The sequence below is a fragment of the Vibrio sp. 10N.261.46.E11 genome, assembly GCF_041472735.1.
Classification (GTDB): domain Bacteria; phylum Pseudomonadota; class Gammaproteobacteria; order Enterobacterales; family Vibrionaceae; genus Vibrio.
On sequence record NZ_JBFRQW010000015.1, the window covers coordinates 51,034 to 71,512 of the forward strand.

Genomic DNA, 20,479 nt, shown 5'->3' on the forward strand with positions numbered 1-20,479 from the left:
TTTCAATTTATGATACTCTTGCTTCCTCTCACACGCCATGCAGTGATCGAACTCTTTGTCACAAATTAAACAAATGAATAACAACGAATTTCGCTCTATCCAAATCAAGCCGCTTGAATATCAATCAACTTTAGCTAAACAGCTGTTTTCTCATATTGAAAGCGTGCCGTGGGCAATGCTATTACGCTCTGCCTCAGAAAGCCACGTCGATAGTCGATACGACATTTTAGTTGCTCAACCCATCGCCACCTTCGAGACAATCGGTGCAGAAACGACCGTTAATGTTAATGAGACGTGCGAGGTTTCAGAGTCAGACCCTTTCGAACTACTCGACCAATATCAGCAGCAATTGCTACCCGCAACCAGTGAGCATCCTGAACTTCCTTTCATTGGCGGCGCTCTAGGCTATTTTAGTTACGATTTAGGGCGACGAGTAGAAGCTCTGCCCTCTCTTGCTAAGCGTGATATTTCTGCGCCAGACATGGCGGTTGGCTTGTATGAATGGGCTGTGATTGTTGATCACAAGCTTAAAGCTGCGTTCCTTGTTGGGCAAAACATTGATACCCATTGGGATTGGTTAACTCAACAACCATCGCCAAGCCAACAAGCAGAACAAACTGAACTAACTGAACGAACTCATCAGAAGTTTGGATTAACCACCCCATGGCAATCCAACATGACTGAACAGAGTTATGCCAATAAGTTCGATAGCGTTCAAGAGTACTTGTTGTCGGGTGACTGTTATCAGATAAACCTTGCTCAGCGTTTTCGTGCCGATTACCAAGGCAGCGAATGGCTCGCTTATGAAAAGTTAGAGCAATACAATTCGGCGCCGTTTTCTGGTTTTATTCGTCTTGAACACTCTGCAATCTTAAGTGTCTCTCCTGAACGATTCTTAGAGCTCAATAGTGGCACCATTGAAACTAAGCCGATCAAAGGCACTCGTCCTCGTTCTGAAGACCCTATGATTGACAACGCCAATGCTCAAGACTTAACGGCAGCAGAAAAGGATCAGGCTGAAAATCTGATGATCGTCGACCTACTGCGCAATGACATAGGTCGAGTCGCTAAGCCGGGATCGGTTCATGTACCCAAGCTCTTCGATATAGAGAGTTTCCCTGCTGTGCACCACTTAGTGAGCACGATAAGGGCAGAGCTTGATGTCCAATATTCAGCACATGACCTATTAAGGGCTTGCTTTCCCGGGGGGTCGATTACTGGAGCGCCAAAAGTTCGCGCGATGCAGATCATTGAAGAGTTAGAACCACATCGACGTTCAGCGTACTGCGGCAGTATCGGTTATATCAGCCGTAATGGCAGAATGGACACCAGCATTACAATTCGTACCTTAGTGGCGGAAGATAATGCCCTTTATGCATGGGCTGGCGGTGGTGTGGTATTTGATAGTGATTGCGTATCTGAATATCAAGAGACTCTGGATAAGTTAAGCCGTATCCTACCGGTATTAGCCACTAAATAGTTTGATCTTTGCTGCAGGTAATATAGCTACGATATCGCGTTTTCGAAATAGCATATAGAATTACGGTGACGTTAATTCTATATGCCTTAATTGGCTAAGTGAGCTATAACCTACTTAGCTTCTTCTTTAACACTAGCTTAGAATGTGTATGTTGTTGCCAAATAGAATGAGCCTAGTGTATGAACATTAGATAACTCTTTGTTCTTTTCATCTTTCACTTTGATATCAGCACCTTCCCAGTCAATACCAGCACGCAATGCTAGCGCAGGTACTGCAGGAATAGTGTACTCTACACCCACCCCCATTTTTATACCGGATACGGTTGATGACTTAGTAGAAAAATATTTGTTATTTCCACTATTTTCAATTTCTGAATTTAAAAAACTATAACCTAAAAGCGCATAAGGTCGAATACCAATATCGAATGTGTATCCAACATTCGCAGCAACGCTAATTGAACTAAAATCGGTTGTGAATGCTTTTGAACTGCCTACTTTGGTTGTCGCTGTGCCGTATTTCGTATATTGGCCTTCAATACCAACAATACGGTTGATCTGATAACCGGCGATGAGTTTATAAGAAGGTGATTCCGTCTCAGTTGTTGTGGTTTTACGAGTTATGGCCTTACCAAAACCACCATCATCAAATTCAGTTGAACCCGCTCCAACCCCAATATAGAAACCATTTGGGTCCTGTTGTGCAGCCACGGCAGATAAAGGTGCAATTAGAGCAAGCGTCACTATCATTTTTTTCATATCGAATCCATTTTTATAGTTTTTCAAACCCCCTTAATATAATTGATAAAAGCGACCAATATAGTAAGTGAACGTATAGTATTGTCAGTTCACTTGTTACATTGATAATATACTCAAGATATTAGATACAAATCAATAACGTTGCATATTTACTCACTACAAAGACAACGATATTTATTAGCCCCACTTATTCAGCATTATCACCAAGTCATTAGCGGTATAGGGTTTACTCAATATATCGTCCATACCAGATTCAATACACAACTCTCGCTCTTCTTTTGTCGTACCAGCGGTTAATGCAATAATTGGTTGGCTATACCCTGAACTTCGCAGTTTCTTCGTCGCTTCAAAACCATCCATGACTGGCATCCGGCAATCCATAAACACAATGTCATACTCATTATTCGACGCTAATTCCAACCCTTCTATACCATTACCGGCAATCGCTGGCTCTATTTCGTATTTGCGTAGCATTTGTTGGATGATGATCTGGTTCATCTTAATATCATCAACCACCAGCACTTTAAGCAATGTCAATTCAACCTCAGACTCAAAACCTTTGGCGACACTATCGCGCTCAGCCAATGTATCGACAACTTTAAGAGGGAGTGAAATGGTAAATGTCGTACCCGAACCAACAATACTGCTCACCTTAATGTCTCCCCTCATTAACGCAGCTAGCTTGCGACAAATCGCTAAACCAAGCCCTGTCCCTTCGTAATTTCGGCTACTTGAGTTATCGGCCTGTGTAAAAGGTTCAAACAGTGTCTTAATAGCAGATTGAGCAATACCAACGCCACTATCCTCAACAGAAAAAACAAATTGGTCGTTAAGCCATTTTATCTCTACGCTCACATGGCCTTGATCGGTGAATTTAATTGCATTGCCAATTAAGTTCACGAACAATTGAGTAATACGCTCTAAGTCACCATAGAAGTGACTGGGTACCCCATCGGTTACATTGACATCAAACTGGATCTGCTTTTCAATCGCTCGATTGGTAAAGATACTATCAATGGTATTTTTCAAATCTTGGAGTGCAAATGTCTTGGGAATTAATTCCAGCATACCCGCATTGATTTTACTGTAATCGAGAAGGTCATTAATGATGGTTCTGAGAAACTCACCGGATTGGCTCAAGTTATTCACGATTTCACGTTGAGAACTGCTCAGTTCGGTGTCGCTTATCAACTCTGCACTACCAAGAAGACCATTGAGTGGGGTTCTCAATTCATGGTTAATCATCGCGACAAAATCGCGTGTTGCCCTTTCCGACTCTTCTGCTCGCTTACGTGATTCAATATTTCGGTTAATCGCAAGTTGATGAGTTAACGCACTGCAAATAAGGTCCGTTACTAACATCAGTTGGCTTTGAATGAACTCGTAGTCTTGGTCTAACAACCGGACCTGAACGATTAACGCGCCCACAATCACTTTTTCGACCTCTAATGGCACGGTAAGCAAGCAACCTTGCCAATGAGGTTCTTGAATGTTCTCTATTACCTCGACTGTTTCATCACCATAGTCATGGGTTTGTAGCTGAGGGATTAGATTGGGGGGTAAAACCAAGCGACTGGCTTCAATTAGATAACTGTTAGTTACACTCGCCGTCAATTGGGACAACATCACGTCATCGAGATCACTCCTCAGAAACGCGCGTCCGAAGTCAATCAACAGGTTGTCGATTTGTTCTTGGAATTCGATCCGTCGAATATTCGCATTGGAACGCTTTTCTAATTGGCGCAACGCAAGTTCAAGCTGTTGATTTGCCTCAAACAGCTCGAGACTCTTTTGCTCCAACAAGGTTTCAGCCGCTTTCCGTGCTGCTATTTGACGTTTAAGTTTTTTCTCTTGGGCAGATGCCAGATCCATATCACTTTTCTACTTTGAGATTAAACCTAACCACACTTTGGTCATCATTCTGAGGTGTCATTTCTACCCCAATTGATTCGCCGTGATATTCAGCACATCCTTCTATTAGCCCCAAACAAACGTGAGACATGCATCGTGCGCTTTTATAGTCAAAAACAAGTTGCGCTTCGGTCGTGGTAAGAAAGCTGAATTCTGGTGGCTCAGCGTCGGGATAGAGCTTCTTCACTTCTACGTGAATATAGCGCTCTACGTGTTGGATAAATTGAAAAGTGGTGTTGCTATGGGCGAGGCTCGCTTTATTCGGTAGTGAGGCCAGTAAGTTCTTAAAAACCGATTGCCCAAAAACACGTTGCAGGCTCGCTGCATCAATATCGGTTTTCTTACTCAAGTTTATAATCAATCGAACAAGATCTTTGTGGTCGTAACTTCCGACTGATGTGTAGATCCCTTCGTCTTCTGACATTTCTAAAACTTCTTCTAAAAGCTCTAACCCGAACTTATCTTCAACAAGTTCCAAAAATTCGGTGAATATGATTCCTTTCATCTCATACCTTTTCTGCTATTTCTTTTTAGAATGAGCCACTAAGTGATTGTTATCAAATTCTTAAGGGCAAAAACTACGTTTAACCACTCAATTTTATGACATGAGTAACTCTTACAGGCTCATATGCCCATATTGAATATAGCAAAAACCTGAGAATTTAAGATAAAGCCCACCAAGCTTCTCTATTGATTGGCGATGTTATCTATTCATCCCTATAAGAGAGTAAACAGACAGGTCAAGTATAAAAAACTACGCCAAACGAGCTGAGCAGTGAAATTGGCTTTCAACTCGGTGTTGTGCCTATACTTAAAATCATAATAATCAATATATTGGCTTTATATGAACAAAGATAACTTCCTTCAACAATTCCAGCTCAACTCTACCGTTGGCTATCACCCAGAATCTGTTGAGCGCGTTTCGCATATCAGTGATGATCAATTGCGTAAAGCGGCAGTGGTCGTCGGGTTAGTGGAACGAGAGGATGGTTTACATGTTATTTTTACCAAAAGAGCCGCTCATTTAAAACATCACCCTGGTCAAATCAGCTTTCCCGGAGGGAAACACGAACTCTCTGATCCTTCTATACAATTCACTGCACTAAGAGAACTTCACGAAGAGGTCGGAATTCGATCGGATCAAGTTAAAATTGTTGGGCAATTACCCACTTTGAGTACCATTAGTAAATTTTTAGTTACACCGATTGTTGCAGTGATCGATTCTGACTATAAACCTATCATCGATGAGAACGAAGTTGCCTCGATTTTTGAGGTACCCGTCACCTACGTTTTAGACCATGCCAAGTTACACAGCCACACTGTTAACTTAAAAAAAATCAAACATCGTGTTTTTGCCATGCCCTTCCAAGAGCACCTAATTTGGGGCGTTACGGCTCAAATCATTCAATCAATACAACAACACGTAGTGCAACAAATTACATAGCAACTACGTTTTGTTTAATCCTTGTTAACAAACACAGCCTTTTTCATGGAACAGATTTATTAATCCAATTTCGCGCAAACGTTTCCCTGATATAACTCTGCACTGGACCACCTTTCGCATAAGATAAACTAATGGTAAGCATGAGCATAAATCACCTGTGGCACGCTATTTTCGTGATCAAAAATCCGTTTTTCGCATATCATGTGACACGCCGTTTCATTACATGATTTAGATCTATTTTTTGTAGAAGAAAATTCTGCAGAATTAGCCCCGACTTATTTCCTGTTCCCAAAAAATGAGTAATTTAACATGAACACAACAACTTCTTCGGCAAATGCCGTTACAGAGACAAGTAAATTTAACTATAAAGATTTCACCTGGTGTCTATCACTATTCGGTACAGCAGTTGGTGCTGGTGTACTATTCCTTCCAATCAAAGCTGGCGCGGGTGGTTTTTGGCCACTAGTTATCCTAGCTTTAATCGCGGCACCAATGACTTGGTTCGCACACAAATCTCTAGCTCGTTTCGTACTGTCTGCTAAAAACCCTGAAGCTGATATTACAGACACAGTTGAAGAGCACTTCGGTAAGACTGGCGCAAACATTATTACTTTTGCTTACTTCTTCGCTATCTACCCGATCGTTCTTATCTACGGTGTTGGTATCACAAACACGGTTGACTCTTTCCTAGTAAACCAAATGGGTATGGAATCGATTCCACGTCCTCTTCTTTCTGGTGCACTTATCCTTGCTATGACAGCTGGTGTTGTATTCGGTAAAGAGCTGATGCTTAAAGCAACTTCAGCAATGGTTTACCCACTAGTATTCATCCTACTAGCATTGTCTTTCTACCTAGTTCCTGATTGGAACACTTCAATGATGGAAACAAGCCCAGAATGGTCAGCAATGCCTTCTATTATCTGGCTTGCGATTCCAATCATCGTGTTCTCTTTCAACCACAGCCCAATCATTTCACAGTTCTCTAAAGAACAACGTCGTGTATACGGTGATGACGCAGTTAAGAAAACTGACGCTATCACTGGCGGCGCAGCAATGATGCTGATGGGTTTTGTAATGTTCTTCGTATTCTCTGTAGTTCTTTCTCTATCTCCAGAGCAACTAGCAACAGCACAAGCACAGAACATCTCTGTTCTTTCTTACCTAGCAAACGTACATGAGTCTCCACTTATCTCTTACATGGGTCCTCTAGTAGCGTTCGCAGCGATTACTTCAAGCTACTTCGGTCACTTCCTAGGTGCTCACGAAGGTCTTGTTGGTCTAATCAAGTCTCGCTCTGGTTCTTCAGTAAGCACTATCGAAAAAGCATCTCTAGCGTTCATCGTTGTTACTACTTGGATTGTTGCGGTAGTTAACCCAAGTATCCTAGGTATGATTGAAACAATGGGTGCTCCAATGATTGCAGCTATCCTGTTCCTAATGCCTGTATTCGCAATGAACAAAGTACCAGCTATGGCTAAGTACAAAACTTCAGCACCTGTGCAAATCTTTACAGCTTTATGTGGTCTAGCGGCTATTAGTTCTGTAATCTACGGCGCTCTTTAATCTCAAGCCCTTTTTATAAGATGACATTCATCTTATATGGCGAGGTTAGACAAAAAATATAATGATAATAAATGAGCCTCCCTACTCCCCTTGGGAGGCTCTCTTTTTGAGGTAATCGCTATGATTAGTGTATTTGATATCTATAAAATCGGTGTTGGTCCATCGAGCTCACATACAGTTGGACCAATGAAAGCGGGTAAAGAATTTATTGATGACCTACGTTCAATGGGAAAATTGCGCGACATCACTAAAATCACCGTGGACGTATATGGATCACTATCACTGACAGGGAAAGGTCACCACACAGATATCGCAATCATCATGGGTCTTGCTGGCAATACTCCTGAGCGTGTTGATATTGATTCTATTGCAGGCTTCATTGCTCGAGTAGAAGAAACTGAACGTCTACCTGTCGGTATGCACTGTCATACTGTTTCGTTCCCTCGCGACGGCGGAATGAACTTCCACACTAGCAACCTTTCTCTACACGAGAATGGCATGAGCATTCATGCTTGGGTTGATGACGAAGTCGCATACTCAAAAACGTACTACTCAATTGGTGGCGGTTTCATCGTTGACGAAGAAAACTTCGGCAAAGAAGAAGAAAACCCAATCAAAGCACCTTACGAATTCACTACAGCTGAAGAGCTGGTTAATCAGTGTAAAGAAAGCGGTCTTTCTATCAGTACACTGGTTATGAAAAACCAAGCGGCTTTCCACTCAGACGAAGAGTCTCGCACTTACTTCGCTAACATCTGGAAAACGATGCGTGAGTGTATGGATCGCGGTATGAATACTGAAGGTATCCTGCCTGGTCCACTGCGTGTACCTCGTCGTGCAGCAGCACTTCGCCAACAGCTAATGACTTCAGAAAAAACAACTAACGACCCAATGTCGGTTGTTGACTGGGTAAACATGTTTGCTTTCGCAGTAAATGAAGAAAACGCAGCTGGCGGTCGTGTAGTAACGGCACCAACAAACGGCGCATGTGGCATCATCCCTGCGGTATTGGCTTACTACGATAAGTTCATCCAAACAGTGACAGAGAAAGATTACATCCGTTACTTCGCTGCTTCTGGCGCGATCGGTGGTCTTTACAAGCGTAACGCTTCTATCTCTGGTGCTGAAGTTGGCTGTCAGGGTGAAGTTGGTGTGGCATGTTCTATGGCTGCTGCTGGTCTTGCTGAGCTTATGGGTGGTAGCCCTGAGCAAGTATGTATGGCTGCAGAAATCGGCATGGAGCACAACCTAGGTCTAACGTGTGACCCAGTTGCTGGCCAAGTACAAGTACCATGTATCGAGCGTAATGGTATTGCTGCTGTTAAAGCAATCAACTCTACTCGTATGGCACTTCGTCGTTCTTCTGCACCTACTGTTTCTCTAGATAAAGTTATCGAAACAATGCTAGAAACAGGTAAAGACATGAACGCTAAATACCGTGAAACTTCTCAAGGTGGTTTGGCTGTTAAGGTTGTTTGTTAATCACTCTGAATTAATAAACCGATAATAAAAAAGGAACGCCGATGCGTTCCTTTTTTTGTAACTGAAATTGGTTGACTGATTTATTCACCCAACCAAATTGTTTTATTAAATCACTTGCGAGATAAGCAGGAAGCAACCAAACAACAATGAGAAAAGCATCATTGGCTTGCCACCTTCCGCGCTGTATCTATCTTCTGCTACTTTCATGAAGCGTTGCTTGTGAACCATCACCAGAGGAACGAACACAGCTAAGAACACTAAGATGATACCTGCGTAGTTCAACACTTGTAGGAACTTGTCTGCAGCAAGCAGTGAACCTGCCAACGGTAAGATAAAGCTAATACAGTACGTTACTGCCGTATTTTGGTTGAACATGTCTTTGTTCTGGTTGAACAACGCCATCGCCACGCCAAAGAAAGAGGTCAACAACGCCAACCCAGTGAAGGTAGACAGAACATTACCCACCCAAGGAGATTGAGCCTCAAACGCCGCCATCAAATCGGATACGTTCTTAAAGCTTCTGAATTGCTCTTCACTCAAGTTACCCACTACCGCAAACAACCAGCACAAGTAACACACTAATGGGATCAGAGAACCGACGATCACCATGTTACGCAGCTGTTTGTCTGTCGCTTCGTGGTTGTAAGAAACTAAAGTTGGAATCACAACCATAAAGCCAAAGCTTGTAAACAGGATTGCACTGGTTTTGATTAAATCAACGTGGTCATGGCTGGTTACCTGCATCAAGTTTTCTTGAGTCATGCTCGGTGCCAAGAACGCCATGGTTGCAAACAAACTTGCAAGCATCACGAAGAACAATGCGCGGTTGAGTTTATCAATCACACCAGTACCACTTGCGACGACGGCACCTGCAAGCAAGGTAAACACGATTTGGCTCGTGGTCGCGGTAATGTCTACACCAAAGTTAGACAGTAACTTGCTCAGCAAATCACCCGCGCCCAGAATGTAAGCCATTAATAGGCAAATCAATAACGCGTAAAGCAGGCCGTTGGTAATCAACTGCCCTTGTTTACCCAAAGTTTTTCGGGCAATAGAATTTAACCCTAGACCGCCACCCGCTTTGATGGTCGCTTCTAGAAGTAGTAATGCGGCGTAAGTCGTACCAAAGCAGATCAGTACCATCAGCAGTGTGCCGTAAAGCAATCCGAATTGAGCTAATACCATTGGAATTGCAAGCATGCCGGCACCTAAAGCGGTACCAGCGATAATTAGGGAGCTACCCATCATTTTAATATTCATTGTCTTTAACTTATTTATTTTGTTTTTAATAGGTGTAGTTCTCTGTCATCAATCAAGATGCAAAGAAAATTCGAAAGAAGTTAAGCTTTAAAACGAATATCGATAGGAGCGATAAGCGGAGTTAAATCGCGAAAAGGCAGTAGAAAGCGAGTAGTACAAGCGAGAGTAATGATAGATGTGAGCTGATGAAGAATCCGTCAGCTGATGTGGTGACCCTTCTGTAGGTTCGATAATCGGTGATGTAATCTTGAATTTCATGTATGTGTCCAATATCAATAAGTCACATTCCATAGTATTTGAAGCAGCGTATCCGTTGCTGCCCTTCCTCTAATATCAGAGGTGACTTCATCTTATCGAATGAACTCTGAAACACAACGCTATAACCACACTTTTTGCTATTAAATTGAACAAATTAACCATTTGGATATAAATTCGCCAATAATCCACTCAACCAATAATCACGATTAATTAAAACAAAACGAACACATTCACCAAATTTATTATTGTCAGATTCTGAATACAAAAAAGGCGCTATTGAGAGCACCTTTCGTTTCATTCTGAGTAGGAGATTATAACACTGAAACCTTACTCACCTCGGTAGATACAACCCGCTGTGCATGTTTCTTTAATCTCGACCTTGCTCAAAAGCGGCAAGCTTGGTTTTAGTTCGTTCCAGATCCACTTAGCCAATACTTCACTTGTCGGGTTTTCTAAACCTTCAATATCGTTTAGGTAGTAGTGGTCTAAACGGTCATAAATTGGTTTGAATACCGCTTTAATTTCAGAAAAATCGATTACCCAACCAGTATGCGGATCGACTTCGCCTTCTACGTACAAACGAACAAGAAAAGAGTGGCCATGCAAACGACCGCACTTATGCCCTTCTGGCACGTGTGGAAGGTGGTGGGCTGCTTCAAACATAAACTCTTTGTATAACTCAGTTCTCATTGTGTTTCTCAGGCTAAAAAAATGACACGCAATATTACGTAAAACCAATACACACTACAAGTTCTATCACCACTATCCGGCCTTATTATCGGCAAGGGGGGAGCTTGTTGCTAGCCACTCACTTGAGTCACAATAAAACACATATAAAGATGGCTTGAAAATCACCATACGCTTAACCTTCACCTCCAACAGGAAACAAACTCGCTACATCACAGAAACATAACCACAACCGGAGTGTGGTCACACAATTTGTTATACCTCATAGGTGGTAGCACCTCTTACAAGTAGAGTATGCATGTCATTATAATTAATAAAAACAAACACATTATGCGCTCAACAATCACCTTTAAAATCCTAGTGGCCCTGGCCATTGTGTTCACTTTCCTACTTGCAATATCGACTTACTTTCAATATTCGCAGCAAAAGCAACTTGTAAATTCCGTGTTAAGTGAACAATTACACGACAAAGCGAGTAACTATTTCGATAGCCTCAACATGATGATGCTCACTGGCACCATGGCCCAAAAAGAGACACTTCGTCAGAAAGCGCTAGCTCAAGAAGGTATTGAAAATGTTCGTGTATTACGTGCCGATACCGTGAGCAAGTTATACGGCCCCGGCAATGAAAACCAAACGCCTGTCGATGATATTGATAAACGAGCGCTAGCGGGTGAAACCGTTATCGAGCCCTTTTCTGCCGATTGGGGGAAAGGCTTGGTTATTGCTCTGCCAATGAAGTCGAGTGAAGATTATCGAGGTACCAATTGTGTCGCCTGTCATATGACACCAGAAGGTGAAGTATTAGGCGCAATTCGCCTAGAGTATAACCTCAGCCACGTTAACGCACTGATCAACACTCAAACCATGGCCGCTATTGGTATTATGGCGGTGATCTCCTTTGCCGGATTCGTTCTTACTATGGGATTGATTCGTAAGATAATCGTACGCCCTCTTCAACATACATCTCGCTTTATGACCCAAGTCAGCAATGATAAGAACCTATCAACTCGCCTGCCAGAGCAAAGCAAGGATGAAATAGGTACGCTGGCTAACTCCATCAACTCATTCATGGGCACCGTTTCTAACAGTTTGGAAAAGGTACAAGACACTTCGCACAAGTTGAACGCGTCCGCCAACCAACTGACTAATGTTGCGCAAATTACCGAGCAAGCCGCCAGCGATCAACAAAACGAAACGGCAGAAGTGCAAAACAATATCGAAGGGATACAGACACAGCAAGTCAATGTAGAACAAGCGACTTTAACGGCTTCAGAGCTTATCAATCATACCGCCGATGTGGCGTGTAAGAGTGCCAATCAAGCACATGATGCAAGTAGTGAGATAAAGAACCTAGTCAGCAGTATTGAAGAAGTAAAACACAAGATACAGACACTTAATGAGCAAACCGGAGAGGTATCTTCAATATTGGGTGTGATTCGTGGGATTGCCGACCAAACCAACCTTCTAGCCTTGAATGCTGCGATTGAAGCGGCTCGGGCGGGAGAACAAGGTCGTGGCTTTGCCGTCGTTGCAGATGAAGTTCGTAATCTTGCATCACGAACAGCAGAAGCAACTGGCAGCATCGAGTCAATCATTCATCAGTTTCAGCAAGGCAGTGAAGAATCGCTGACTTCTACCGATCGCGTTTGCGAACAAGCGCATCAAAGCTCAACCGATATCGACGCGCTGTCTGTTGAAATGAACGGTGTCGTTAAAGAAATGAAACAAGTGTTGGCTCATGCACAAAATATTCAGCAACAGGCGCAATCCACCACACACGCGACTCTAGATGTTCAACAGAAGGTTGAAACCATCACTTCTCACGCCGACAACACTTCGCAGTCTGCAGCAGAGACTCGTGGAATCAGTAATGATTTAGAAGAACTGTCTGATCACCTTGAATCTCTTATCAATCAATTCACACTCTCCAACTCTGAAAGCCGTAAGAATTAGTCTTCAATAGAGAGATCAAAAGGACAACTCTTCGCTGAAATGAAGAAAATAGAGTAAAAAATCAGCCCTTATTGATTTTTATCCTCGATAGACACAATATTTCTTTCACCAAGCAAGAATAAAGGTTGAAGCTGTCGGTATGACAGGTAATATGTTCAATCGATTTAAAAAGTTTATACAACTTAATGTTTCGGCTAATTATTGTGCAAATGTATGTTTATTTGCAGCAATGCCAGAGACTTTGAGTTGAATTTGTCCCTCAATGGAGAATGAAATCAACATGACTTACGCGCCTGTAACAGACGTACTTGGCGGCAAGCTAGCGGTAGACAGTGAAGTAACTGTTCGCGGCTGGATCCGTTCACGTCGTGATTCCAAAGCTGGAATCTCTTTCCTTGCCATTTATGACGGCTCTTGTTTCGACCCGATTCAGGCCGTGGTTCCTAATAATCTTAATAATTACGAAAACGAAGTATTAAAGCTAACAACTGGCTGCTCTGTTGAAGTAACAGGTAAGATTGTTGAGTCTCCTGCGAAAGGTCAAGACTTCGAACTAGCAGCAACTGACGTTAAAGTTGTGGGTTGGGTTGAAGATGCTGACACTTACCCAATGGCTAAGACACGTCACTCTATCGAATACCTTCGTGAAGTTGCTCACCTACGTCCACGTACAAACGTGATTGGCGCAGTAGCACGTGTACGTAACTGTCTATCTCAAGCGATTCACCGTTTCTACCACGAGCAAGGCTTCTTCTGGACTTCTGCTCCGCTTATCACTGCATCTGATGCAGAAGGTGCTGGTGAAATGTTCCGTGTTTCTACGCTAGACATGGAAAACCTACCGCGCACTGAAAAAGGCGACGTAGACTTCAACGAAGATTTCTTCGGTAAAGAGACGTTCCTAACAGTATCTGGCCAGCTTAATGCTGAAGCTTACGCTTGTGCACTAAGCAAGGTTTACACGTTCGGTCCTACGTTCCGTGCTGAAAACTCAAACACAAGCCGCCACCTAGCTGAGTTCTGGATGGTTGAGCCTGAAGTTGCGTTTGCAGACCTTAACGACGTAGCGAAACTGGCTGAAGACATGCTTAAGTACGTTTTCGCTGCTGTTCTTGAAGAGCGCCGCGACGACCTTGAGTTCTTCGCTTCTCGCATCGACAAGCAAGCAATTACTCGTCTAGAGCAATTCGTAGACGCTGATTTCGCACAAGTTGACTACACTGACGCAATTCAAATCCTACTAGACTCTGGTAAGAAATTTGAGTTTGACGTTGAGTGGGGCATCGACATGTCTTCTGAGCATGAGCGTTACCTAGCTGAAGAGCACTTCAAAGCGCCTGTTATCGTTAAGAACTACCCGAAAGACATCAAAGCTTTCTACATGCGCTTAAACGACGACGGCAAAACAGTTGCAGCAATGGACGTACTTGCACCAGGCATCGGTGAAATCATCGGTGGTGCACAACGTGAAGAGCGTCTAGACATTCTAGACGAGCGTATGATTGCTATGGGTATCGACCCTGAGCACATGAGCTGGTACCGCGACCTACGTAAATACGGCACAGTGCCGCACGCTGGCTTTGGTCTTGGTTTCGAGCGTCTAGTATCTTACGTAACAGGTATGGGCAATGTTCGTGACGTTATCCCGTTCCCACGTACTCCACGCTCTGCAAACTTCTAATATCGGCTTGCTTCTTCTTTAAAGAAGTCAGTATCAGAAAAAACCTTCGCATATACGGAGGTTTTTTTATGTCTTAATATTATCTCTATTCCTTTTGTCCCCACAGATTCACCTGCTCACTTTCATGAGCAAACCTCCAATAACCGGCTTAAATCTAACTTTACAAATCAAAAGCTTACTTACTGTAATTTAATGTAATGAACGACTGACAAATCCATACAGTATTGATGCTCTGTATGCATTAGTCTTCGTACTAACTAATTTGTGAATGTAAATTTTTAGGGACACCAATGAAAACAACCATTTTATCTGCAGCTTTACTAATCACTCTAGCCGGATGTGGGGGTGGAGGCTCATCAGCTCCCGCTAAAAAGCCAACACAAAAACCCACTGTCTTTGTCTCTAAATGTTCGCAGCCTTTAAATGGAGACACTGCATTAACCTTCAAAGTCAACGGAACAGTTGCTAGCGTTAATGGTGTTGCCTGTGCCGGTAGCCCTAAAGCATTCGACGATCTGATGAAAGCTCACCCGAATACGAAAACATTGAATTTCGTAGATATGGGTGGCTCTATGGATGATGACGCTAACATCAAATTGGCGTACAAAGTGAGAGCAAAAAAATTAAACACTTACATTAGCTCGATTGGACATGTAGCGTCGGGCGGTACTGATCTTTTCGCTGCGGGTGTGAAAAGGACGGTTGAACCAGGCGCTCGATTAGGCGTGCACTCATGGGCACAAGGGTCTTTGCAAGGCGCTTCACTGCCTATCGGTCATAGTCAGCACAAGCCTTATATTGATTACTATAAAAAAATGGGCTTACCGAAGCCTAGCGACTTTTACTGGTTTACGTTAAAAGCAGCTCCAGCGAATGGCATGCATTATATGACGCCTGCTGAAGTATCTAAGTATGGCTTAGCATCAGTAATGACAAGTATTACCAAAGACCTCAGAGCGAATTACACTCCCCAAAACAGCTTACTGAACAATGACCTACTAGATGTTATCAGTGACTCTTTGAAAGCTGTCGCCGTTGAAAACCACGTGAGAAGTAGCGTATACGCGCTCGATCATGTCTCTTCACTGCTATTCAAGCAGTTCAATGTATCAAACCGAGACGAGTTAATAACCTACTTAAAGGGTAATGGTAAACTAGACCCTGTTACCAAATCGTATGTATTCAAAGCTACATCAACTCAGCCTATGACTGTCTATAACTCAAAAACGGACACAATAAATACAGCATATAGGTCTAATAATAAGTACCACATCACGCCTAAACCGTTAATTGAAACGGGTTTGATGATCGAAAACTATGGCATTGATTCATCATATACATCTGTTCAATTCGAATTGAAAAAAAATGCGATCCAAGTTGAAATTGCAGATGAACAATTTTCCCTAGTTAAAGACCCATCAGTTAACACAATTAACTACTGTAAAAAAATTAAAACTAAGTTCGCATCAGGAAAGCTAGTCACTGTTGCTAACTGCGTAGAGAGCACTCTCAAGGGTGACCAAGTTAAACTGGTCAATTACGAAAGAACAACAAAGAGAGATATACTAGGTAGCGTTGCTCCAGTCGTAACAAGTTCGGTAACTAAAACTTCGAACTTTGAGTTCAATGCTAAGCAAAGCACACTAATTACTAAGTAATTTTTATGCATTGAAAAAAAGAAGCCCTGCTTAATATAAGCAGGGCTTCTTTGTTTTTATTGCCCCGCTCTGAAATGTATTTACATATTGAGGACGGAGTAATATAGCTCAACAGCCCCATCCAATTATGCCGGAGATCCAGAAGATCATTTGCGTGTACTTAGAAACTTAATCGACATCTTGGTCTTTTGCGTATTTTATCGCGAAACCGCAGATTGCCATCATAACGAACGGAATAGCTGCAGTGGTGTATTCCGCCCACGCCATATCAGCGAATGCTTTTGCTAATAGTACGTGCCCAAGAATAAGCAGAAGCGCACATACAATCGCGACAATAACCAGCTTAACTTCATTTCCCATAGTCACTTTCAACATAACGGTATCTCCAATATTTAATCTACCGTTATTGAATCACAACTCTTTGTTGTACAAGGCGTACAGTTAAGCCAGAAACAACCCGTACAGTTGCAATCATTGTCTTTTTTATGAGTGACTTAAGGTTTACGAGTGCGTAAGTTGATGCGCAAGCTTACCAAGCAAGATCAGCGCTTGCTCTTTCTCTGCTGTGAGTTCATAAGAGAAGTTCAATCTAATCGCGTTATCTACTTTGCCCTGCTCACTAAATAGATCGCCCGATGCAACGCTAATACCTTGTGCAATCGCGAGTTGATGGAATTGTTGACTGTCGAATTTGGCAGAAAAACGAATCCATACAAAGTAGCCGCCAGCTGGATCTTCTATCTCGATGGAATGTGGGAAATATTGCTTAATGACCTCTATAAATCGCTTTTTTCTCATTAGAAGATTTTTACGCAATTTACGAAGGTGATTGTCGTAGCTTTCGTGTGTCAAGAAGTGCGCAACACCAAGCTGCACAGGAGCACTACTCGACAGCGTAGAAAGAAGCTGAAGTTTTTGAATCGCATCGTTAAAACGCGTGTTCACAACCCACCCTACTCGATAACCCGGACATAAGCTTTTTGAGTATGAACCACAAAGCAAAACGGAATCGGTTTTATCGAAGGCCTTTAGTGGTTTCGGCTTATGACCTTCGAAGCAAAGGTCGCCGTAAACATCATCTTCAATGATGTAAGTTTTGTGTTGTTCAGCAATATCGACCACACGGCGCTTTGATTCTTCCGACAAACTGGTTCCTGTCGGGTTTTGAAACGTCGTCATCAGCCAACACGCTTTTACATCCTGGTTTTGTAGTGCGCTTTCAAACTGTTCGATGTTCAACCCATTGATTGGGCAAACATCGACCTCGATAGGGATTAAGCCTAGCCTCTCTACAGCCTGCAGAGCGCCATAAAACGCAGGCGACTCAATTACAACATTATCACCCGACTTAGTCACCGTTTGCAGGCTCAAGTTAAGCGCTTCCATTGCACCTGACGTAATCACGATGTCTTGATGATTTACCGTAATGCCTTGCTGCAAATACCGCTGAGCGATTTGCCTTCTGAGTGATTCACTACCAGGCGGTAGATTATTGATAACACTGGCGCCAGTCATTTTTCTTCCAGCGCTCGCAAGGTTTCGAGTTAAAGTAGGTAATGGGAAAAGATCAGGATCTGGAAATGCGGAGCCAAAAGGAATCACGCCCTCGGCGGAACTCGACTTCAAAAAATCGAATAAGCGATCATTAATGGCTTTTTTTTCACGTACTAGCGGTTGTTCGTACCCAAAACTGTCCACACGTGGTGCAACAAAGTAGCCCGACTGAGGCTTAGCGATGATCCACCCTTCGCTTTCTAACAATTGGTAAGCTTGTAAGACAGTACTATTGCTGACGCTGTAATTGCGACAACTCATGCGGACGGAAGGGATCTTTTCTCCTGAACGCCACGTGTTGTTCGCTATCTGAGTTCGAATATCCTTTGCAAGCTCTTCATAACGCGCCATCTAATTGTACTACCTAGAGAAATTCTAATAAGCCTGAGATTTTATCACTAACGTTATCAACTATTACTGCTATCCATATGATTGAGCCTAATTTCTATAATAGTGTGAATTGATTCACAGATAACTTTGTATGCTTTGCTAAGTTTGTAACCAAGGCGAGAGCCAAGTTCGTTCTACGCCTCTATAATTTGATGTAATCCAAAAAACATGCGAGATAAAAATGAAAAAAATAGAAGCAGACCAGTTAAGTTATAAAGGAGAGTCAAACGGTGTTCATAGTTGGACAACACCGAGTGGCCAGCCATATTACTGGCACCCAGACTGGCTCCATATCGCTGAAGATGCAACAGGCTCACATCCAAAGCAGGAGATCGACGTCGATCAAGACCAAGCACCAACTGAGAAACACGCGGTGTCTGCTATTCTGAAACACCTAAACCAATGGGCATCAGACAAACTAGCATCTCACCCAGACATTGAAACCAACTCAATTGAATCTGAAATCAATCTTAAAAAGTAACTTGGTTTAATTCGTACCGACTTAATAGCCTCTACTCTCAACTGAGGCTATTCAAGTATCTTCATAAAAATGCTGCAATACCCCCCACCTAGCTAACAAATCACTAGCACAAACCAGTTTCTTGTATCAATCCACGAAAGCTATCGATAGAATTTCCGGTCTCATTCACGACAGCTATATAAAACACATGTAATTCAACAAATCGTGAATCAGTAAAATTGTATGAATCTATAACAGCTATGTAGATCTAAAAACAAATTTTTGAACCTGAGAATAAAGGCTTATCGATGGATAATTCGAACTACAATCAACCGCTAACGACTCAATTATACGTCATCGCTGGCGTGCTATTTGGCACCTACGGCAGTCGGGTATGCCCGATGCTCGAAAGCTTAATGACGTTAGAAATTTTCACCCAAGTCAGTAGTGTCTTTATCTTATTGTGGCTAGCGCGTCATTATTTGCTATCGCAACACACCTTAGTCAAACAAGGTCGATTCGCACAAGTCGATACTCTATTATTTTTAACGGCTAGTGTTCCTCTCGCTCTGTATTACAACCTAAGCTACGACTTCACGATAGACAGTAACTTGAAAGTGCTGTTCGGCATGAGTCTATTTGGTTTCTTTACCGGAACCATTCTTCAGTTAAGCGCCAAGCTCGCTCAAATCGACAAAATGGAGACAACTGGTCAGTTTGACTTCCACCTGATTGGAGAAAGAAGTTCGCTAGTTAAGCAAATGATTGGTTTAGTCGTCGTGCTTATGGTAACCCTGACCGCCATGCTGACTATGGTTGCCGTCAAAGACATCTTCTGGCTAGAAAACAACCCCGACCGTTTGTTAGATGGCACGGGCAAGATCAGCGTGATCAAAGAGTTTATTTATTTGGCGGTTGTACTGGGCGGGTACGCGATAACTATCATGACTTTATGGAGCAAACTGATTAAGCGCATTCTTCTAAGCCAAGAGCATGCATTAAGTAAAGTTACTAATGGTGAGCAAGGCGTTCGATTACCTATTTTTAGCTACAACGAGCTTGGGTCAATAGCATCTATGACCAATACAATGCTTGATAGCCTAGAAAATGCCCAAGACGAAGTAAAAACTACACGTGACGTAGCGATTGTTAGTTTGTCTGCACTTGCAGAATCTCGAGATAACGAAACTGGCGCCCATATTTTACGAACTCAAGAATACGTAAAGGTACTCGCACTAGAGCTCAGCAAATCTGAAATCCACGCAAGTTTATTAACGCCAAACTATATTGAGCTGCTCTACAAGTCTGCCCCATTGCACGATGTGGGTAAGGTTGGTGTTCCAGATAGCGTTTTATTGAAACCGGGCAAACTGACGGATGAAGAGTTTGAGATAATGAAAGGTCACCCTGCTATTGGCGCCGAAGCGTTATCTATTGCAGAAAAGCAATTGGGAAGCAGTTCTTTCTTAAGAGTCGCGAAAGAGATTTCTCTCACTCACCACGAGAAATGGAACGGCAGCGGTTATCCCAACCAACTGTCTGGTCAAGATATTCCTCTGTCCGGCCGCTTAATGGCATTGGCCGATGTTTATGACGCATTAATATCAAAACGAGTCTACAAGCCAGCCTTTACCCATGAGCAAGCGAAACAGATTATATTGGAAGGTGATGGGACGCATTTTGATCCTCAAGTTGTAAAAGCTTTTCTTGCCGTTGAACAAGAGTTTGTTTTCATTGCGGCGACCTACAAAGATGGAAAAAACGTACAAAGTGAACTTGAGCGTGAAAGTTTTATTGCTCAACCTGCTTAGCCTTTTCGAAAGTCATTAATAAGTTAAATCTTAACGATTATTCCTTTGAGTATTTTCTAGGGTAATCTTTAATAAATACACGTATCTGCTAAACAATCAAACACATATTAACTAATACCAATCGTAGTA

At 42.6% G+C, this 20,479-nt stretch carries 16 protein-coding genes; 9 read left to right on the forward strand and 7 right to left on the reverse strand.

Annotation, left to right across the window (positions count from 1 at the left end):
* Positions 1-73: 73 nt before the first annotated feature.
* The gene (gene pabB, locus AB4407_RS04990) at positions 74-1,480 is read left to right on the forward strand and encodes an aminodeoxychorismate synthase component I (RefSeq protein WP_372119247.1); all 1,407 of its coding nucleotides are present in this window, start codon (positions 74-76) and stop codon (positions 1,478-1,480) included.
* Positions 1,481-1,617: 137 nt separating this feature from the next.
* Here pabB and AB4407_RS04995 read toward each other — a convergent pair whose 3' ends face one another.
* The 3 genes from AB4407_RS04995 to AB4407_RS05005 all read right to left on the reverse strand — a co-directional run bounded on the left by AB4407_RS04995 (position 1,618) and on the right by AB4407_RS05005 (position 4,651).
* On the reverse strand, positions 1,618-2,235 hold the full coding sequence (locus AB4407_RS04995; protein ID WP_372119250.1) for a porin family protein: 618 nt from the start codon (positions 2,233-2,235) through the stop codon (positions 1,618-1,620).
* A gap of 177 nt (positions 2,236-2,412) precedes the next feature.
* Entirely contained in the window at positions 2,413-4,107 is a 1,695-nt protein-coding gene (locus AB4407_RS05000) for an ATP-binding protein (protein WP_372119252.1), read from the reverse strand.
* 1 nt (position 4,108) lies between these two features.
* Positions 4,109-4,651 (reverse strand): heme NO-binding domain-containing protein, encoded by a 543-nt coding sequence (locus tag AB4407_RS05005; RefSeq protein ID WP_372119255.1) that lies wholly within the window; start codon positions 4,649-4,651, stop codon positions 4,109-4,111.
* A gap of 339 nt (positions 4,652-4,990) precedes the next feature.
* On the opposite strand from AB4407_RS05005, the gene AB4407_RS05010 reads away from it, so the two are divergent.
* From AB4407_RS05010 to AB4407_RS05020, 3 genes are all read left to right on the forward strand, one after another.
* A complete protein-coding gene (locus AB4407_RS05010; protein WP_372119258.1) occupies positions 4,991-5,590 on the forward strand; it encodes a CoA pyrophosphatase in 600 nt (199 codons plus the stop codon).
* Between the two features lie 309 nt (positions 5,591-5,899).
* Positions 5,900-7,153 (forward strand): aromatic amino acid transport family protein, encoded by a 1,254-nt coding sequence (locus AB4407_RS05015; protein WP_372119261.1) that lies wholly within the window; start codon positions 5,900-5,902, stop codon positions 7,151-7,153.
* A gap of 120 nt (positions 7,154-7,273) precedes the next feature.
* A complete protein-coding gene (locus AB4407_RS05020) occupies positions 7,274-8,635 on the forward strand; it encodes an L-serine ammonia-lyase (RefSeq protein WP_065584174.1) in 1,362 nt (453 codons plus the stop codon).
* Positions 8,636-8,740: 105 nt separating this feature from the next.
* Here AB4407_RS05020 and AB4407_RS05025 read toward each other — a convergent pair whose 3' ends face one another.
* Together AB4407_RS05025 and queD are read right to left on the reverse strand one after the other, a co-directional pair.
* The gene (locus AB4407_RS05025) at positions 8,741-9,883 is read right to left on the reverse strand and encodes an amino acid permease (protein WP_372119284.1); all 1,143 of its coding nucleotides are present in this window, start codon (positions 9,881-9,883) and stop codon (positions 8,741-8,743) included.
* A 597-nt stretch (positions 9,884-10,480) separates the two neighbouring features.
* Positions 10,481-10,843 (reverse strand): 6-carboxytetrahydropterin synthase QueD, encoded by a 363-nt coding sequence (gene queD, locus AB4407_RS05030; protein WP_009847038.1) that lies wholly within the window; start codon positions 10,841-10,843, stop codon positions 10,481-10,483.
* 327 nt (positions 10,844-11,170) lie between these two features.
* Here queD and AB4407_RS05035 point away from each other — a divergent pair, with 327 nt between their 5' ends.
* The 3 genes from AB4407_RS05035 to AB4407_RS05045 all read left to right on the forward strand — a co-directional run bounded on the left by AB4407_RS05035 (position 11,171) and on the right by AB4407_RS05045 (position 16,135).
* Complete coding sequence (locus tag AB4407_RS05035) at positions 11,171-12,796, forward strand: methyl-accepting chemotaxis protein (RefSeq protein WP_372119264.1); 1,626 nt, start codon at positions 11,171-11,173, stop codon at positions 12,794-12,796.
* A 280-nt stretch (positions 12,797-13,076) separates the two neighbouring features.
* A complete protein-coding gene (gene asnS / locus AB4407_RS05040; protein ID WP_017060416.1) occupies positions 13,077-14,477 on the forward strand; it encodes an asparagine--tRNA ligase in 1,401 nt (466 codons plus the stop codon).
* Between the two features lie 290 nt (positions 14,478-14,767).
* Positions 14,768-16,135 carry a hypothetical protein gene (locus AB4407_RS05045; RefSeq protein WP_372119267.1) on the forward strand — a complete coding sequence of 456 codons (1,368 nt, stop codon included), beginning with the start codon at positions 14,768-14,770 and terminating at the stop codon, positions 16,133-16,135.
* 168 nt (positions 16,136-16,303) lie between these two features.
* Here the strand turns inward: AB4407_RS05045 and AB4407_RS05050 are convergent, their stop codons facing one another.
* The gene (locus AB4407_RS05050; RefSeq protein WP_372119269.1) at positions 16,304-16,510 is read right to left on the reverse strand and encodes a hypothetical protein; all 207 of its coding nucleotides are present in this window, start codon (positions 16,508-16,510) and stop codon (positions 16,304-16,306) included.
* Positions 16,511-16,636: 126 nt separating this feature from the next.
* A complete protein-coding gene (locus AB4407_RS05055; RefSeq protein ID WP_372119272.1) occupies positions 16,637-18,040 on the reverse strand; it encodes a PLP-dependent aminotransferase family protein in 1,404 nt (467 codons plus the stop codon).
* Positions 18,041-18,260: 220 nt separating this feature from the next.
* Between AB4407_RS05055 and AB4407_RS05060 the strand changes: the two genes are divergently transcribed.
* Together AB4407_RS05060 and AB4407_RS05065 are read left to right on the forward strand one after the other, a co-directional pair.
* On the forward strand, positions 18,261-18,560 hold the full coding sequence (locus AB4407_RS05060; RefSeq protein WP_009847048.1) for a hypothetical protein: 300 nt from the start codon (positions 18,261-18,263) through the stop codon (positions 18,558-18,560).
* Between the two features lie 287 nt (positions 18,561-18,847).
* Positions 18,848-20,350, forward strand: a complete 1,503-nt coding sequence (locus tag AB4407_RS05065; protein WP_372119275.1) for an HD-GYP domain-containing protein — start codon at positions 18,848-18,850, stop codon at positions 20,348-20,350.
* Positions 20,351-20,479: the final 129 nt, after the last annotated feature.

Excerpts from the sequence above, each read along its gene's own strand:
- pabB (WP_372119247.1), top strand. The coding sequence starts at position 74 with ATGAATAACAACGAATTTCGCTCTATCCAAATCAAGCCGCTTGAATAT.
- AB4407_RS04995 (WP_372119250.1), bottom strand. The coding sequence starts at position 2,235 with ATGAAAAAAATGATAGTGACGCTTGCTCTAATTGCACCTTTATCTGCC.
- AB4407_RS05000 (WP_372119252.1), bottom strand. The coding sequence starts at position 4,107 with ATGGATCTGGCATCTGCCCAAGAGAAAAAACTTAAACGTCAAATAGCA.
- AB4407_RS05005 (WP_372119255.1), bottom strand. The coding sequence starts at position 4,651 with ATGAAAGGAATCATATTCACCGAATTTTTGGAACTTGTTGAAGATAAG.
- AB4407_RS05010 (WP_372119258.1), top strand. The coding sequence starts at position 4,991 with ATGAACAAAGATAACTTCCTTCAACAATTCCAGCTCAACTCTACCGTT.
- AB4407_RS05015 (WP_372119261.1), top strand. The coding sequence starts at position 5,900 with ATGAACACAACAACTTCTTCGGCAAATGCCGTTACAGAGACAAGTAAA.
- AB4407_RS05020 (WP_065584174.1), top strand. The coding sequence starts at position 7,274 with ATGATTAGTGTATTTGATATCTATAAAATCGGTGTTGGTCCATCGAGC.
- AB4407_RS05025 (WP_372119284.1), bottom strand. The coding sequence starts at position 9,883 with ATGATGGGTAGCTCCCTAATTATCGCTGGTACCGCTTTAGGTGCCGGC.
- queD (WP_009847038.1), bottom strand. The coding sequence starts at position 10,843 with ATGAGAACTGAGTTATACAAAGAGTTTATGTTTGAAGCAGCCCACCAC.
- AB4407_RS05035 (WP_372119264.1), top strand. The coding sequence starts at position 11,171 with ATGCGCTCAACAATCACCTTTAAAATCCTAGTGGCCCTGGCCATTGTG.
- asnS (WP_017060416.1), top strand. The coding sequence starts at position 13,077 with ATGACTTACGCGCCTGTAACAGACGTACTTGGCGGCAAGCTAGCGGTA.
- AB4407_RS05045 (WP_372119267.1), top strand. The coding sequence starts at position 14,768 with ATGAAAACAACCATTTTATCTGCAGCTTTACTAATCACTCTAGCCGGA.
- AB4407_RS05050 (WP_372119269.1), bottom strand. The coding sequence starts at position 16,510 with ATGTTGAAAGTGACTATGGGAAATGAAGTTAAGCTGGTTATTGTCGCG.
- AB4407_RS05055 (WP_372119272.1), bottom strand. The coding sequence starts at position 18,040 with ATGGCGCGTTATGAAGAGCTTGCAAAGGATATTCGAACTCAGATAGCG.
- AB4407_RS05060 (WP_009847048.1), top strand. The coding sequence starts at position 18,261 with ATGAAAAAAATAGAAGCAGACCAGTTAAGTTATAAAGGAGAGTCAAAC.
- AB4407_RS05065 (WP_372119275.1), top strand. The coding sequence starts at position 18,848 with ATGGATAATTCGAACTACAATCAACCGCTAACGACTCAATTATACGTC.